Origin of the sequence: Kineococcus gurbantunggutensis, from assembly GCF_050871925.1 — a bacterium.
Taxonomy (GTDB): Bacteria; Actinomycetota; Actinomycetes; order Actinomycetales; family Kineococcaceae; genus Kineococcus.
This window is the reverse complement of record NZ_JBJLSG010000006.1, coordinates 1-15,382: the sequence shown is the minus strand read 5'-3', so window position 1 is coordinate 15,382 and position 15,382 is coordinate 1. Positions and strand designations below refer to the sequence as shown.

The 15,382-nt window shown below is 76.5% G+C and carries 14 protein-coding genes; 10 read left to right on the top strand and 4 right to left on the bottom strand.

Annotated features, from left to right (window positions below):
- The first annotated feature begins 311 nt into the window (after window positions 1-311).
- The 5 genes from ACRYR7_RS01755 (at window position 312) to ACRYR7_RS01735 (ending at window position 6,914) form a co-directional block, all read left to right on the top strand.
- Entirely contained in the window at window positions 312-1,292 is a 981-nt protein-coding gene (locus tag ACRYR7_RS01755) for an ABC transporter permease (RefSeq protein WP_432570350.1), read from the top strand.
- A 34-nt stretch (window positions 1,293-1,326) separates the two neighbouring features.
- On the top strand, window positions 1,327-2,271 hold the full coding sequence (locus tag ACRYR7_RS01750) for an ABC transporter permease (protein ID WP_432570349.1): 945 nt from the start codon (window positions 1,327-1,329) through the stop codon (window positions 2,269-2,271).
- Window positions 2,268-4,325 (top strand): ABC transporter ATP-binding protein, encoded by a 2,058-nt coding sequence (locus ACRYR7_RS01745; protein WP_432570348.1) that lies wholly within the window; start codon window positions 2,268-2,270, stop codon window positions 4,323-4,325. Before ACRYR7_RS01750 ends, ACRYR7_RS01745 begins: the two co-directional genes overlap by 4 nt.
- 60 nt (window positions 4,326-4,385) lie before the next feature.
- A complete protein-coding gene (locus tag ACRYR7_RS01740; protein WP_432570347.1) occupies window positions 4,386-6,107 on the top strand; it encodes an ABC transporter family substrate-binding protein in 1,722 nt (573 codons plus the stop codon).
- Between the two features lie 132 nt (window positions 6,108-6,239).
- Complete coding sequence (locus ACRYR7_RS01735) at window positions 6,240-6,914, top strand: MBL fold metallo-hydrolase (protein WP_432570346.1); 675 nt, start codon at window positions 6,240-6,242, stop codon at window positions 6,912-6,914.
- 29 nt (window positions 6,915-6,943) lie between these two features.
- Here ACRYR7_RS01735 and ACRYR7_RS01730 read toward each other — a convergent pair whose 3' ends face one another.
- Genes ACRYR7_RS01730 through ACRYR7_RS01715 form a run of 4 tightly spaced genes read right to left on the bottom strand, consistent with a single transcriptional unit; the run spans window position 6,944 to window position 10,870 of the window.
- The gene (locus ACRYR7_RS01730) at window positions 6,944-7,609 is read right to left on the bottom strand and encodes a pentapeptide repeat-containing protein (RefSeq protein ID WP_432570345.1); all 666 of its coding nucleotides are present in this window, start codon (window positions 7,607-7,609) and stop codon (window positions 6,944-6,946) included.
- The gene (locus ACRYR7_RS01725) at window positions 7,606-8,349 is read right to left on the bottom strand and encodes a glycosyltransferase (RefSeq protein WP_432570344.1); all 744 of its coding nucleotides are present in this window, start codon (window positions 8,347-8,349) and stop codon (window positions 7,606-7,608) included. Before ACRYR7_RS01725 ends, ACRYR7_RS01730 begins: the two co-directional genes overlap by 4 nt.
- Window positions 8,346-9,884, bottom strand: a complete 1,539-nt coding sequence (locus ACRYR7_RS01720; protein WP_432570343.1) for a PIG-L family deacetylase — start codon at window positions 9,882-9,884, stop codon at window positions 8,346-8,348. The genes ACRYR7_RS01725 and ACRYR7_RS01720 overlap by 4 nt, the downstream gene beginning before the upstream one ends.
- Entirely contained in the window at window positions 9,881-10,870 is a 990-nt protein-coding gene (locus ACRYR7_RS01715; RefSeq protein ID WP_432570342.1) for an acyl-CoA dehydrogenase, read from the bottom strand. Before ACRYR7_RS01715 ends, ACRYR7_RS01720 begins: the two co-directional genes overlap by 4 nt.
- Before the next feature lie 320 nt (window positions 10,871-11,190).
- Here ACRYR7_RS01715 and ACRYR7_RS01710 point away from each other — a divergent pair, with 320 nt between their 5' ends.
- The 5 genes from ACRYR7_RS01710 to ACRYR7_RS01690 all read left to right on the top strand — a co-directional run.
- Entirely contained in the window at window positions 11,191-11,559 is a 369-nt protein-coding gene (locus ACRYR7_RS01710) for a hypothetical protein (RefSeq protein ID WP_432570341.1), read from the top strand.
- 115 nt (window positions 11,560-11,674) lie between these two features.
- On the top strand, window positions 11,675-12,280 hold the full coding sequence (locus ACRYR7_RS01705) for a GTP-binding protein (RefSeq protein WP_432570340.1): 606 nt from the start codon (window positions 11,675-11,677) through the stop codon (window positions 12,278-12,280).
- The gene (locus ACRYR7_RS01700) at window positions 12,277-12,663 is read left to right on the top strand and encodes a roadblock/LC7 domain-containing protein (protein WP_432570339.1); all 387 of its coding nucleotides are present in this window, start codon (window positions 12,277-12,279) and stop codon (window positions 12,661-12,663) included. The genes ACRYR7_RS01705 and ACRYR7_RS01700 overlap by 4 nt, the downstream gene beginning before the upstream one ends.
- 115 nt (window positions 12,664-12,778) lie before the next feature.
- On the top strand, window positions 12,779-14,560 hold the full coding sequence (gene aspS, locus ACRYR7_RS01695; protein ID WP_432570338.1) for an aspartate--tRNA ligase: 1,782 nt from the start codon (window positions 12,779-12,781) through the stop codon (window positions 14,558-14,560).
- Between the two features lie 83 nt (window positions 14,561-14,643).
- The coding region (locus tag ACRYR7_RS01690) for a phosphatase PAP2 family protein (RefSeq protein WP_432570337.1) at window positions 14,644-15,382 on the top strand (739 nt) is incomplete at its 3' end.

Genomic DNA, 15,382 nt, shown 5'->3' with positions numbered 1-15,382 from the left:
GCCCGGCCGCGCAGCCGCCGGCGGGCCCACCCCCGCTGGCCGGGCCGCACCCGCAGCACCGGCGAAGGGGCCGGCGCGGCGGTGCCGGCGCCGGTCCGCGGCCCGGCGGGCGCCCTCCCGGGCGCTGCGGCGGGGTGGTCGAGAGGTGGGCCCGGGGCTGCGCGCGGTGAAACATCCGGTTAACACCACGGCAGTACGCTCGGGCAAGAGATACTCGCCGAGAGTTCTTGTGTCACGGCGACAGCCGTGCCTAGGGTGCCTCCGGCGCCGGACCGACGGGGTTCCGGACGCCGCTTTCGACAGGGAGATTCGTGGCAGGGTTCCTCCTCCGGCGGCTGCTGAACTACCTCGTGCTCGTCCTCGTGGCGACCACGATCGGGTACTTCGTGGCGTCGCTGAGCCTCGACCCGCGGTCGAACTACGCGGGCCGCAACCCGGCCCCGCCGGCGGCCGTCGTCGACCAGCAGCTGAGCGACATCGGCGTCAACGACAAGGACCCGCTGCTCGAGCGCTACGGGCACTGGGTCTCCGGCGTCGTGCAGGGCGACTTCGGGCGGACCATCGACAACCGGCCGGTCACCGGCGAGCTGGGGACCCGGGCGCTGGTGAGCCTGCGGCTGCTGGTCGTCGGCTCGATCATCGGCGCGGTGGTCGGCATCACCGCCGGCGTGGTCTCGGCGGTGCGCCAGTACCGGTTGTCCGACCGGCTCATCACCGTGTTCTCCTTCGTCATGATCGCCACCCCGGTGTTCTTCACGGCCGTGCTGCTGAAGTACGGCGCGCTGAGCCTGAACAACGCCGCCGGCAGCACCGTCCTCTTCTACACGGGCTTCGAGACGCCGAACCTGACCGGCTCGTTCGCCACGATCGCCTGGGACCGGGTGGCCCACCTGATCCTGCCGACGCTGTCCATCGCGCTGGGGCAGATCGCGTACTTCAGCCGCTACCAGCGCAACGCGATGCTCGACGTGCTGGGCAGCGACTACCTGCGCACCGCCCAGGCCAAGGGCCTGACCCGCGGCGCGGCGCTGCGCCGGCACGGCCTGCGCACCGCGCTGATCCCCATGGCGACGCTGCTGGCGTACTCCTTCGGCACGATGGCCGTCGGCGCGACCTTCACCGAGAAGATCTTCGGCTGGCACGGCATGGGCGAGTGGCTCATCGACTCGATCACCCGCAACGACGTGAACGTCGTCGCGACGGTCACCATGTTCACGGCCGTGTTCATCCTCATCTCCGGGTTCCTCGCGGACGTCTTCTACGTCCTGCTGGACCCGCGGGTGCGGATGTGAGCGCGGCCGCGCCCCGCACCGGAAGGCTCACCCCGTGACCGCGCAACCCGAACCCGCCGACGTCGCCGAGGCGCTGACCGCGGCCCCCGACGAGGTGGCCGCGCACCACCGCGCCCTCGGCCGGCGCAAGCTCATCACGCGCCGCTTCCTGCGCAACCGCACGGCGGTCGCCGGCCTGGTCGTCATCGTGCTGCTGTTCCTCGCCGCGTTCGCGGGCCCGTCCCTCTACAGGGCGCTCACCGGCTGGACGTGGACCGACAAGGACTTCGACGCGTTCCTGCAGCCGCCCTCGCCGCAGCACTGGTTCGGCACCACGCAGATCGGCCAGGACGTGTTCGCGCAGACCATGCGCGGGTTGCAGAAGTCGCTGCTGATCGGGTTGCTCGTGGCGCTGTTCTCCACCGGCATCGCCTCCGTGGTGGGGGCGTGTGCGGGCTACTTCGGCGGCTGGGTGGACCGGGTCCTCATGTGGGTGGTCGACCTGCTGCTGGTCGTGCCCTCGTTCCTGCTCGTGGCGATCCTGAGCCGCTCGGCCGGCCGCTCCGGCTGGCTGGTCCTCGTCCTGCTCATCGCGCTGTTCGCCTGGATGATCACCGCGCGGATCGTGCGCGGCATGACGCTGAGCCTGAAGGAGCGCGAGTTCGTGCAGGCCGCGCGGTACTCCGGCGTCGGCCCCGCCGCCATCATCGCCCGGCACATCCTGCCGAACATGTCCTCGCTGCTGATCATCGACGCGACCATCACGGTCGCCACCGCGGTCATCTCCGAGTCGAGCCTGTCGTACTTCGGCTTCGGCGTGCAGGCGCCGGACGTCTCGCTGGGCACCCTCATCGCCGCCGGCACCCAGTCGGCGTTCACGTTCCCCTGGTTGTTCCTCTTCTCCGGAGGTCTGCTCGTCATGTTCACCCTCGCGGTCAGCCTCGTGGGCGACGGGCTGCGCGACGCCTTCGACCCCTCGAGCACCAGGAGCGGGCGGTGAGCGAGGTCCTGCTGCGGGTCGAGGACCTGCACGTCGAGTTCCCCAGCGAGGCCGGCACGGTGCACGCCGTGCGCGGGCTGAGCTACGAGGTGCGCGCCGGCGAGGTGCTGGGCATCGTCGGCGAGTCCGGCTCGGGCAAGTCGGTCTCCTCGATGGCCGTCATGGGTCTGCTGCCGCCGCGCGCGAAGGTGCGCGGCTCCATCACCTTCCGCGGCGAGGAGCTGCTGGGGGCGAGCGAGCGCACGCTGGCCCGCGTGCGCGGCGGGTCCATCGCCATGGTGTTCCAGGACCCGCTGTCGGCGCTGACGCCCGTGTACCAGGTCGGCGAGCAGATCGCCGAGACGCTGCGCGTGCACCGCTCGATGTCCCGCGCGGCCGCGGCGGAGCGGGCCGTGCAGCTGCTGGACACCGTGGGGATCCCCGACGCCGCGCGCCGCGCGCGCGCCTACCCGCACGAGTTCTCCGGCGGCATGCGCCAGCGCGCGATGATCGCCATGGCGATCGCCAACGACCCGGACGTCCTCATCGCCGACGAGCCGACCACCGCGCTGGACGTGACGATCCAGGCGCAGGTGCTCGAGGTGCTCGACACCGCGCGCCAGATCACCGGCGCGGCGGTCGTGATGATCTCCCACGACCTCGGCGTGGTCGCCGGCATGGCCGACCGCGTCGCGGTGATGTACGCCGGCCGGGCGGTGGAGACCGGTGCGGTGCGCGACGTCTACCACCGCCCCCGCATGCCCTACACCCTCGGCCTGCTGGGCGCCGTGCCGCGCCCGGACGACCGCGAGGGCGAACCGCTGGTGCCCATCGCGGGCACGCCGCCGCAGCTGCACGCCCTGCCCGCCGGCTGCCCCTTCCGCGCGCGCTGCCCGGTCTCGGTGCCGGTCTGCGCGGAGGTGGAGCCGCCGCTGGCCGAGACCGGCACCGGCGGCCGCGCCGCCTGCCACCGCGCGCACGAGATCCGCGACGGCGCGATCGGCGGGGTCCCGGTGTTCGCCCGGCCGCCGGCGCCGGAACCGGTGCTGCGCGAGCCGCGCGAGCGCCGCGAGGTCGTGCTGGAGGTGCAGGACCTCGTGCGGGAGTACCCGCTGACGAAGGGCGCGCTCTTCCGCCGCCGCTACGGCACCGTGCACGCCGTCGACGGCGTCAGCTTCGACGTGCGCGCCGGCGAGTGCCTCGGCGTGGTCGGGGAGTCCGGCTGCGGCAAGACCTCGATGATCACGCAGATCCTCGAGCTCGTCGCCCCGCAGTCCGGCACGGTGCGCCTGGGCGGGCGCGACGTCGGGCAGCTGTCCGCCCGCGACCGGCGCGCGCTGCGCCGCGACGTGCAGATCGTCTTCCAGGACCCGATGGGTTCCCTGGACGCGCGCATGCCCGTGGGCGACGTCATCGCCGAGCCGCTGCTGGCGGCCGGCGCGAGCGCCGCCGAGCGCCGCGCGCGGGTCGCCGAGCTGCTGGAGCTGGTCGGCCTGCAGCCGGACCACGCCGACCGCTACCCCGCGGACTTCTCCGGCGGGCAGCGCCAGCGCATCGGCATCGCCCGCGCCCTGGCGGTGCGCCCGAAGCTGCTCGTGCTCGACGAGCCGGTCTCGGCGCTGGACGTGTCCATCCAGGCCGGCGTGCTGAACCTGCTGCAGAAGCTGCAGGCCGAGCTGGGGCTGAGCTACCTGTTCGTCGCGCACGACCTGTCGGTGGTGCGGCACCTGGCGCACCGGGTCGCCGTCATGTACCTGGGCCGGATCGTGGAGGTCGGGGACGTGCGCGACGTCTTCGAGCGCCCGTCCCACCCGTACACGCAGGCGCTGCTGTCGGCGGTGCCCGTGCCCGACCCGGACGTCGAGGCGGACCGGCGCCGCATCGTGCTGCGCGGGGACCTGCCCAGCCCGGCGAACCCGCCGGCCGGGTGCCACTTCCACACCCGCTGCCAGCGCTTCGACAGCCTCGACGAGGCCCGCCGCGCCGCCTGCCTGACCATCTCGCCGCAGCTGCGGCCCGTGCGCGCCACGACCGCGGAGACCGCCCCCGAGGCCGCGTGCCACTACGCGGGCTGACCGACCCCTCCGCCCACCCCCCGCACCACCCGAACAGCACGACCCACGAGGAGAAGCACCATGAACGCGACGACGACCCCGGCGCTCACGCGGCGCTCGGTGCTGGCGGCCGGGACCGCCGGCGGAGCCGCCCTCGCGCTGGCCGCGTGCAGCGGCGGGTCCGGCGGCGGCAACGGCTCCGGCGGCGGTGGCGCCGCTGAGCCGGCCGCCGCGACCACGAACGAGATGAACCCGGTCGACTACGACCAGGTCGCCGCCGGCGGGGAGCTCCGCTGGCCGCTGTCGCAGATCCCGACGAACTTCAACTACGGGCACCTCGACGGCACGCTCAACGACAACGCCAACGTCATCTTCGCCTGCCTGCCGCGGCCCTACGCCTTCGACGCCGGCGCGACGCCGGTCGTCAACGAGGACTACTTCACCTCGATCGAGCTGACCAGCGAGAGCCCGCAGGTGGTGACGTACACCATCAACCCGGACGCGACCTGGTCGGACGGCACGCCCATCACGGCCGCGGACTTCATCGCGCAGTGGCAGGCGAACAACGGCACGAACCCGGCGTTCACCATCTCCGCCTCCAACGGCTACGACCAGATCGCCGACGTCAAGCAGGGCGCCGACGAGAAGCAGGCCGTCGTCACGTTCGCCACCACCTACGGCGACTGGCAGGCCATCTTCGACCCGCTGTACCCGGCGAGCACGAACACCGACCCGGCCGTGTTCAACGAGGGCTGGATCGAGAAGATGCCGGTGACCGCCGGCCCGTTCACCCTCGAGGGCATCGACCAGGCCTCGCAGACCATCAGCCTGGTGCCGGACCCGAAGTGGTGGGGCCGCGCCCCGAAGCTGGAGCGCATCACCTACCGCGTCCTGGACTCCGACGCGCAGGTCGACGCCCTGGCCAACGGCGAGGTCGACTACGTCGACCTGGGCGCCAGCGCCAGCAACTACCAGCGCGCCTCCACCCTGACCGGCGTGCAGGTGCGCCGCGCCGGCGGGCCGAACTACCGCCACATCACCTTCAACGGCGGCTCGGCGCTGCTCTCCGACGTCGCCGTGCGCCACGCGGTGGCCCGCGCGATCGACCGGCCCACCATCGCCAAGGCGCTGCTCGGCCCCCTGGGCGGCACGCCCAAGCCGCTGGACAACCACATCTTCATGACCAACCAGGACGGCTACGAGGCCAACGCCGGGGACCTCACCACCGGTGACGCCGCCGCCGCGGGTGCGGAGCTCGAGGCCCTCGGCTGGGTGGCCGGCTCCGACGGCGTGCGCGCCAAGGACGGCCAGCGCCTGTCGCTGCGCGTGGTCATCCCCTCCGGCGTCTCCTCTGCGCAGCAGGAGTCCGAGCTGGTCCAGGGCATGCTCACCGAGGCCGGGGTCGAGGCCCAGATCCAGGCCGTGCCCAGCGCGGACTTCTTCGAGCGCTACGTCAACGTCGGCGACTTCGACCTGGTCATCTTCACCTGGATCGGCACCCCGTTCCCGGTGAGCAGCAGCCAGTCGATCTACCAGTCGGTGACCGGCGACGACGTGCGCCAGAACTACGGCCGCGTCGGCTCCCCGGAGGTCGACGCCGCCATCGCCGCCGCCACCGCGGAGCTGGACCCCGCCCGCAAGGCCGAGGTCGGCAACGCCCTGGACAAGGCCATCTGGGCGGCCGTGCACTCCCTGACGATGTACCAGCGCCCCGACCTGGCCGCCTGCAACGAGAAGCTGCAGAACTTCGGCGCCAAGGGCTTCGCCACGGTGGACTACACCTCGATCGGCTTCTCCGCCTGATCGCGCGCCGACCCGGCGCCGACCCGCGCTGACCCCGCGCACGGGGCGGCACCCCCGCGGTGCCGCCCCGTGCGCGCGTGCGCACCCGCGCGCCGGGCGCCCCGGGCGCCCCCGGCGTCTAGGCTCGGCGGCGTGCTCGTGCAGACCGTGGAGGCGACCGTCGCCGGGACCAACTGCTACGTCGTGGCGCCCGCCGCCGGCGAGGAGTGCGTGGTCGTCGACCCCGGCGTCGACGTCGCCGACCGCCTGGCCGAGGTGCTGCGCGCGCACCGGCTGCGCCCGGCCGCGGTGCTCCTGACGCACGGCCACTTCGACCACACCTGGTCCGTGACCCCGGTGTGCGGCGCGCACGGCGTCGCGGCCACCATCCACGCCGACGACGCGCACCGCCTGCGCGACCCGCTGGCCGGGATGGGCCCGCAGCTGCGCGCCGCGCTGGACGCCTCCGGCGCCGGGACCTGGCGCGAACCCGACGACGTCGTGACCGTGGCCGACGGCGCCCGCCTGGCGCTGGCCGGGCTGGACGTCACCGTCAGCCACGCCCCCGGCCACACGGAGGGCTCGGCGCTGTTCAGCGTCGCCCGCCCGGGGCAGAGCGACCTGCTGCTGGCCGGCGACGTGCTCTTCGCCGGGTCCGTCGGGCGCACCGACCTGCCCGGCGGCGACGGGCGGGCGATGCTGCGCAGCCTGGCCACCCGCGTCCTGCCGCTGGACGACGCCACCGACGTCCTGCCCGGCCACGGCCCCGCCACCACGATCGGCCGCGAGCGCGCCACCAACCCCTGGCTGCGGCAGCTGCAGGGCTGAGGACCTCCTCCGGCCCGGGGGAGCCGGGGTCAGTCCACCACCACGATCCCCAGGTGCGCGGCCAGCAGCGGCGCCAGGCGCAGCAGCTGCACCTCGTCCACCACCAGCCCGCGCAGGCCGTCCAGGCCGCTGACGGCCTCCACCTCGCTGGTGGAGACGTCCACCGCGGACAGCCGCGCCCCCGACAGCTCCAGCGCGCCCAGCCGGCAGTCCTCGAAGCGCACCCGCGTCCAGCGCGCGCCCGCGGCGTCCACGTCGCGCAGGTCGCACCCGGTGAACGTCACGTCCGTCAGCTCCGAGGAGCGCAGGTCCGCGAAGTCCACCCGCCCGCCGGTGAGCGCCACCCGCTCCAGCACCGCTCCGGGCGCCGACAGCACCCCCACCCGCGGCTGCTCCAGCTCGCACTCGCGCCACGAAGACGCCCGCGCCGTCAGCTCGGTGGCCACCAGGGCGCTCAGCCGGCAGTCCACGAACCGCGCGCCGGTCAGCACCACCTCCCCGGCGCGGCAGTCCCGCAGCCAGCAGCCCAGGAACCGCGCGTCGGTGGCGTCCACCCCCGACAGGTCCACCCCGTCCAGCAGCAGGCCGTCGTGGGCGCCGGCGGCCACGGGCCGGGCGGTGCTCGCGGCGAGGTCCTGCGCGCGGGGCAGGTCCGGTGCGGGCAGCGCCGGCCGGCGCCGCGGGGTGCGGGTCACGGGGCCAGCGTGGCGCACGCCCCCGACGGTGCGCCCGACGGTGCGCCCGCCGCCCGCAGGTCCGCCGCCACGCCCCGCGGCGCGCGGCCGTGCCACCGCCCGCTGGTCAGCACCGGGAAGGCGCTGGAGGCCACGACACGGGCCCGCGGCAGCGCGCGCACCGCGGCGGCCAGCAGGTGGTCCTCGTGGGCGGCCACCGGGGCGAAACCGCCGGCGGCCAGGTAGGTGGCGGCGCGCACCCCCAGGTTCGCCCCGTGCACGTGCCGGTGCCCGCCGCCCGGCTCCAGCCCGCGCGCGTACGCCGCCCGCCACGCCGCGTCCCGCCACGCCGGGCCCGCCAGCCGCACGGTGCCCAGCAGCAGGTCCGCGCCCGCGCCGGCCGCGGCCGCGTGGTGCCGCAGCCAGCCCGCCGGCACCCGCGAGTCCGCGTCGGTGCACGCCACCCACGTGCCCCGGGCGTCCGTCCCGGCCTGCTCGCGCAGCGCGACGGCCACCCCCGCCGCGCGCGCCGCGCCCACCCGGCCCGCCGAGGAGAGCATCACGCGCGCCCCGCCCGCCGCCGCCAGGTCCGCGGTGGCGTCGGAGCAGCGGTCGGCGACGACGACCACGCGCACCGGCACCGGGCACGCGCCCGCCGCGCGGCGCAGCGCCGCCAGGCAGCCGGGCAGCGACGCCTCCTCGTCGCGCGCGGGCACCACCACCACGACCCGCCGCACCGCGCCGCCCCCGCGGGCGCTCACGGGGTCAGCCCGCCCGCGCGGGCCACCGACACCGCCGGCGCCGGCACCAGCACGTCCAGCAGGAAGTCCTCCTCCTCGTGGGAGACCAGCACCTGCAGCCCCGGCTCCGCGCGCAGCACCCGGTGCACCTCGTCGCCGGTCAGCGGGTACCCGCGCACCAGGTGCCGCCAGTGGCAGGCCACCAGCACCCCGTCGTGGGCCAGGGACCCCGCCGCCCGGGCCACCAGCTCCGCCAGGTCGCGCGGCCCGCAGTAGTAGGCGACCTCCGAGAGCACCACCAGGTCGAAGACGCCGGGCGGCCAGTGGCCCGGCACCGTGCCCACCCGCGCGGTGACGCGCTGCCCGAACCCGGCCGCGCGCACCCGCTCGCCGGCGCGCCGCACCGCCGAGGCCGCCGCGTCCAGCGCCAGCAGCTCCCCGCAGCGCGGGGCCAGCTCGGCGGTGAGCACCCCGCCGCTGCAGCCGACCTCCAGCGCGCTGCGGAAGCGCTCGCGCGGCAGCGAGGCCAGCGTCAGGGCCCGCTTGCGCCGCTCGTACCAGCGGTCCTCGAAGCCCCACGGGTCCTCGCCGTGCTCGGCGTAGAACTCCTCGAAGAACGAGGCCGGCAGGCTGCCCCCCGCGCCGTCCCCGTCCCCGTCCGCGCCGACGTCGCCGTCCGCGTCCCCGTCCCGGTCGCCGTCGTCGCCGCCGTCGTCCCGGCCGGGGGCCGGTGCGATGAGGAACACCTCCGCGGGGCGGGTGAAGTGCTGCAGGACGCCCGGTGCCAGCAGCGCCCCGTCGCCCGGGTGCGGCGACAGCGGGGCGGTCTGCGAGACGTGCTCGGCCAGCGCGGAGCGCTTGCGCGCCAGCACCTCCTCGTCCAGCGGCAGGCGCACCGCCCGCGCCCACGGCACCCGCGCGTCGCCCGGGTGCGCCCAGTGCCACGCCCACACGGGAAACTCCAGGACCCGCGCGCCCGCCGCGCGCGCCGCCGCGCCCGCGGCCCGGGCGGCGGCCTCGTGGTCGGGGTGGCCGTCACCGCGCCAGGGGGGCACGACCCACGAGCCCGGCCGCACCAGCGCGGCCACCGCCCCGCGCAGGGCTCCGGCCCGCTCCGGCTCGGCCAGGCGCCCGTCGCCCAGCTCCAGGCGGTGCACCCGCGCGCCCGGCGCGAGCACCGCCACCGCACGCTCCAACTCCGCCGCGCGCACCCGCGCCAGCCGCTCCGGCGTGGTGGTGGGGGAGTGCGGGTGGGACGCCTCGCCGTCGGTGGCGACCACCACGTCCACCCGCGCGCCGGCGGCCGCGGCGCGGGCGATCAGCCCGCCGGCCCCCAGCGTCTCGTCGTCGGGGTGGGCGGCGACGACCAGCAGGTGCGCCAGGCCCTGCAGCTCCAGCACCGGCAGGTCGCCCAGCCCGGGCCAGCGCCGCCAGGCCTCCTCAGGCGTGCCCGCGCCGTCGTGGGTGAACGCGGCCGTCCTGCCGGCGCCACCCCGCCCGGGCGCGGTGCCGCCCGCCGTTCCCTCCGCGGAGCGGGTGTCGGCCTCGGCGCTCACCGCGGCCACCCCCCGTCCCCGGGCGCCTCGCCGGGCACCTCCCCGGGCGCCTCGCCGCCGGGCCCGTCACCGCCGGCGGCCAGGGCGGCGCCCAGGGCGGCCACGTCGCGCTCGGCGTGGTGCTGGCGCAGGTACAGCGTCAGGTCCGCCACCCGCGCCGCGTGCGCCCCGTCCAGCGCCAGCGGCGCGGGCCCCAGGGCGTGCCCGACCCGCTCCAGCACCCGCTCGGCGGCGGCGGCCACCAGGGAGCGGGTGCGCAGCGCCAGCACCTCCCCGGCGGTGCCGGTGGCGGCCCCGGCGTCGACCTGCGCGGCGGCGGCGTCCAGCGCCAGCCGGGCCCCCAGCAGGTCCAGGTCCACGGCGCCGGCGTGCCAGCGGGCCAGCTGGTCCGGCTCGCGCCCCGGTGCACGCAGCGCCCGGGCCACCCCGACGGCCCCGCCGTACCAGCAGGCGGCCACGCCGATCCCGCCGTGCGCGAAACCCGGCCGGCGCAGGTACCAGCCGGTGGCGCCCACCGGCTCGGCGGGCACCGAGGCGAACCCCACCGGCCCGCTGGGCACCTCGGGCAGCCCCCGCGCGTGCCAGGCGCCCGGCACCACGCGCACCCCGGGGTGGCGCAGGTCCACCGCGAACAGGCGCCGGCCGTCGGGCACGTGGGCCGTGACCAGGGCGTGGGTGAGGTCCCCGGCCAGCGAGCACCACGGCTTGGTCCCGCTCAGCGCCCAGCCGTCCGGGCCGCGCACCCCCTCCAGCCGCGCGCCGGGCGCCTCGGCGGCGAACACCCCCCACGTCGAGCCCGGCGGCACCGCCCGGCCCGCCTCGGCGAGCACCGCCACGGCGTCCAGGTGCGCCTCCACCACCCGCGCGGTCGTCAGGTCGCCGGCCGCCAGCCGGGCCAGCAGGTGCCAGCGCCGCGCGGTGGCCCCCGAGCCCGGCAGCGGTGCGGTGCCGGTCAGCTCCACCGCCCTGCGCAGCGCGGCGGCCACGGCCGGTGAGGGCGGTGGCGGCGGTGGCGGGTCCGCGGAGGGGCGGGGCGGGGACGCGGGAGCGGTGGGCAGCGGCACGCTGCGGACCTCCGTGGACGGGTGGTGCGGGACGAGGGCGGCCGCGCTGGTTGCACGGTGCCCGCACCGTAACCGCGCCCGTCCCGCGCGGCCCGCCGAGAGCCGCGCCGGGGCCCCGGGCGCGAAGTTCACCCGAACGCCCGGGGGCGCGCGTTCAGGTCCCGGGCGGCGGGGTCGAACCACAGGGGGACAGGACGGGCCGCGGAACAGCCGCCGCCCGCGGTCCACCCAGGAGGTCCCGCATGGCCAACGTCGACGCCACCCTCAAGGCCGCCCTCGAGATCGACGGTGCGACCGCCGTCGCCCTCGTCGACTGGGAGAGCGGCATGTCCCTCGGCCAGGCCGGCGGGGGCACCCTCGACCTGGACGTGGCCGCCGCCGGCAACACCGACGTCGTGCGCGCCAAGATGCGCACGATGCAGCGCCTGGGCCTGCAGGAGAAGATCGAGGACATCCTCATCACCCTGGGCACCCAGATCCACCTGATCCGCCTGCTGCAGTCCTCCGACGGGCACGGGCTGTTCCTGTACCTGGTGCTGAAGAAGGACTCCTCGAACCTGGCCATGGCCCGCCGCCAGCTCTCCACCCTCGAGCGCAACCTCGAGGTCTGAGCCCGGCAGCACCCCGCCCGGCCCGGCCCCGCCCGGACCCTCACGGGTCCGGGCGGCCGCCGGCCGCCGCACCACCCGCGCCACCCGCACCGCCCCGTCCGCCGAGGAGCCACCGGTGACCAGCACCACCCGCAAGATCGTCGTCACCGGGCCCTTCGGCGCGGGCAAGAGCACCTTCGTGGCCACCGTGGCCGCCGGCGCGCCGGGGCCCCACGCCACCACCGAGACCGGCGTCTCCGACGGCACCGCCGCCCTGAAGACGTCCACGACCGTCGCGCTGGACCACGTGGCGCTGGTGCTGGACCCGCCGCCGGCCTCCACCTGGCCGGCCACGACCGTCACCCTCTTCGGCACCCCGGGCCAGGACCGGTTCGGGTTCATGCGCGAGGTCCTCCTCCAGGGCGCCGACGCCTACGCCGTCCTCGTCGACGCCAGCCGCGCGGTCAGCGTGCGCGAGGCCGCCGGCATCGCGGCCGACTTCGCCCGCCTGGCCCCCGCCGCTCCGCGGCTGGTGGCCGTCAACCGCTGGGCCGACCCGGCCGGCACCCGCGCGCCCCTGGCAGGGCTGCTCGGGGTGCCGCCGCAGGCCCTGGTCGCGTGCGACCCGCGCGCGGCCGCCGACTGCCGCACCGTGCTGCACCTGCTGCTGGACGGGGTGGCCCTCACCGAGGCGCGGCGGGCCGCCGCCGCGCCGGCCGCCGCCCGAGGGGATCAGCAGTGATCGTCAAGTACCACGCCGCCCGCGTCACCACCGCCCTGCACCGCGACGTCGAGGGGGTCCGCCGGGTGCTGCTCGCCCGCACCGACGGGCTGGCCTTCCACGACGACGGCCCCGAGTCCGACCACGCCGGGACCGCCGCCGTCGTCGCCGCCGTGCTGGGCCTGGCCCAGCGCGCCGCGGCCGCCAACGTCCTGGGCGACCTGCGCGGCACGACGGTGCGCGGCACCGACGGCAACCTCGTCGTCTACCCGGTGGACCAGAGCCACGTCCTGGCCGTGATCACCGAGCCGACCGCGAACCTCGTCCTGCTGGACCGCCTGGCCGCGCGGCTGGCCGGCGATCTCGCCGGCGCCGAGGCCGGCGTCCCCGCCCGCGCCCGCTGAGCGCCCGCGCCCGCTGAGCGTCCGCACCGCCGGGCGCACGCGGACGGGCCCGCCGCGACGTCCGTAGGATCGTCCGTGCGCACTCCCGCGCACGGACGACCGAAGGGACCCTCCTGTGCTCCGCACGCACGAGGCCGGCAGCCTGCGCGCCGGTCACGCCGGACAGACCGTCACGCTCACCGGGTGGGTGGCGCGGCGCCGGGACCACGGCGGGGTGGCCTTCCTGGACCTGCGCGACGCCTCGGGCGTCGTGCAGGTCGTCGCCCGCGACGAGATCCTCGACGCCGGCGGCGCGCACGACCTGCGCAACGAGTACTGCGTCAGGATCACCGGCGAGGTCCGCCTGCGCCCCGAGGGCAACGAGAACCCCAACCTGCCCACCGGCGGGGTCGAGGTCGACACCACCGCGCTGGAGGTCCTCAGCGAGGCCGCGCCGCTGCCGTTCCAGATCGACGACCACCTCACCGTCGGCGAGGAGGTGCGCCTGAAGCACCGCTACCTGGACCTGCGCCGCAGCGGTCCCGCGCACGCCCTGAAGCTGCGCTCGGCGGCGAACAGGGCCGCCCGCGAGGTCCTCGAGGCCCACGCCTTCACCGAGGTCGAGACCCCGACGCTGACCCGCTCCACCCCCGAGGGGGCCCGCGACTTCCTCGTCCCCGCGCGCCTGGCGCCCGGTTCGTGGTACGCGCTGCCGCAGAGCCCGCAGCTGTTCAAGCAGCTGCTCATGGTCGGCGGCCTGGAGCGCTACTACCAGATCGCCCGCTGCTACCGCGACGAGGACTTCCGCGCCGACCGGCAGCCGGAGTTCACCCAGCTCGACATCGAGATGAGCTTCGTCGAGCAGGACGACGTCATCGCCCTGGGCGAGGAGGTCGTCGCCGCGCTGTGGAAGCTCATCGGCCACGACGTGCAGCTGCCGCTGCAGCGCATGCCCTTCGAGGAGGCCATGCGCCGCTACGGCTCCGACAAGCCCGACCTGCGCTTCGGCGTCGAGCTCGTCGAGTGCGCGGAGTTCTTCGCCGACACCACCTTCCGGGTCTTCCAGGCCCCCTACGTCGGCGCCGTCGTCATGCCCGGCGGGGCCTCGCAGCCGCGCAAGGTCCTCGACGCGTGGCAGGAGTGGGCCAAGCAGCGCGGCGCGCGCGGGCTGGCGTACATCCTCGTCGGCGAGGACGGCGAGCTGTCCGGGCCGGTCGCCAAGAACCTCTCCGACGCCGAGAAGGCCGGCATCGCCGCGCACGTGGGGGCGAACCCCGGTGACTGCATCTTCTTCGCCGCCGGCGCCGTGAACCCCTCCCGCGCGCTGCTGGGCGCGGCCCGCGGGGAGATCGCCCGCCGCTGCGGCCTGATCGACGAGGACGCCTGGTCGTTCCTGTGGGTCGTGGACGCGCCGATGTTCAAGTCCGCGGCCGAGGACGACGACGTGTCGATCGGCGGCGGGGCCTGGAACGCGGTGCACCACGCCTTCACCGCGCCCAAGCCCGAGCACCTGGACACCTTCGACGCCGACCCCGGCTCGGCGCTGACCAACGCCTACGACATCGTCTGCAACGGCAACGAGATCGGCGGCGGCTCGATCCGCATCCACCGCCGCGACGTGCAGGAGCGCGTGTTCGCGGTCATGGGCATCTCCGAGGAGGACGCGCGCGAGAAGTTCGGGTTCCTCCTCGACGCGTTCTCCTTCGGCGCCCCGCCGCACGGCGGCATCGCGTTCGGCTGGGACCGCATCGTCGCGCTGCTCGCCGGGGCGGACTCCATCCGCGAGGTCATCGCCTTCCCCAAGTCCGGCGGCGGCTACGACCCGCTGACCGCCGCGCCGGCGCCCATCACCGCCCAGCAGCGCAAGGAGGCCGGGGTGGACGCGAAGCCGCAGCCGCGCGAGGAGGCCGGTGCTTGAGACCGGTGCCTGAGGACGGTGCGCGCGGCCGGTGCGCGCGGCCGGTGCGCGGGCCCCGTGCCTGACGCCGGGGCGTGATGCCCGTGCGCGAGCGCGGCGCCGCGCGCTGGGCGGGGGCGGCCGCGGCGTGCGCGGCCGCCCTGGCGGTGCTCGCGCTCGCCGTCTCCGCGGGGTGGACGGCGGGCCTGGACCGACCCCCCTCGCGCGCGGCGGTGTCCGCCGCTCTGGGCGCGCCGGGCGCCACCGGCCTCGCGCAGGTCGTCGAGCACGTCACCGAACCGGTGTGGGTGTACCTGGCCGGCGCCCTAGGCGCGCTGCTGTGCGCCCGCGCCGGACGGCGCCGCGAGGCGCTGTGCGCGCTGGCCGCCGGTGCCCTGGCCTCCGTGGCCTCCCCGGTGCTCAAGGCGCTGGTGGGCCGCCCGCGCCCGGCCCTGGAGGCGGGGCTGACGAGCGCGCAGGGCGGGGCGTTCCCCTCCGGGCACGCCACCGCCTCGGCCACCGTCGTCCTGCTGGTGCTGGTCGTGCTGCTGCCGCCGGCGCGCACCGCGGCCGCCCGGTGGCGGCGGGCCGCGGCGGGCGGCGCGTTTGTGCTGCTCGTGGCCGTCGACCGGGTGTGGCTGGGGGCGCACTGGCCCACGGACGTCCTGGGCGGCTGGCTGCTGGCCGGGACCCTCGCCGCGGCCGCGGCGGCCCTGGCCGCCGGGGGCCGCCCGGCGGGGGCGGGTCCGCCCGCGCCCCCCCGGCGGCCCGGGGGCGGAGGGCCCGCCCTCACTGCGCGCGCGGCGGTAAAGCGTGCGGCCGTGCCGGTGGCGGGGCCGCGGG

Coding starts and splice junctions, on each gene's coding strand:
- ACRYR7_RS01740 (WP_432570347.1), top strand. CDS start 4,386: ATGAACGCGACGACGACCCCGGCGCTCACGCGGCGCTCGGTGCTGGCG.
- ACRYR7_RS01710 (WP_432570341.1), top strand. CDS start 11,191: ATGGCCAACGTCGACGCCACCCTCAAGGCCGCCCTCGAGATCGACGGT.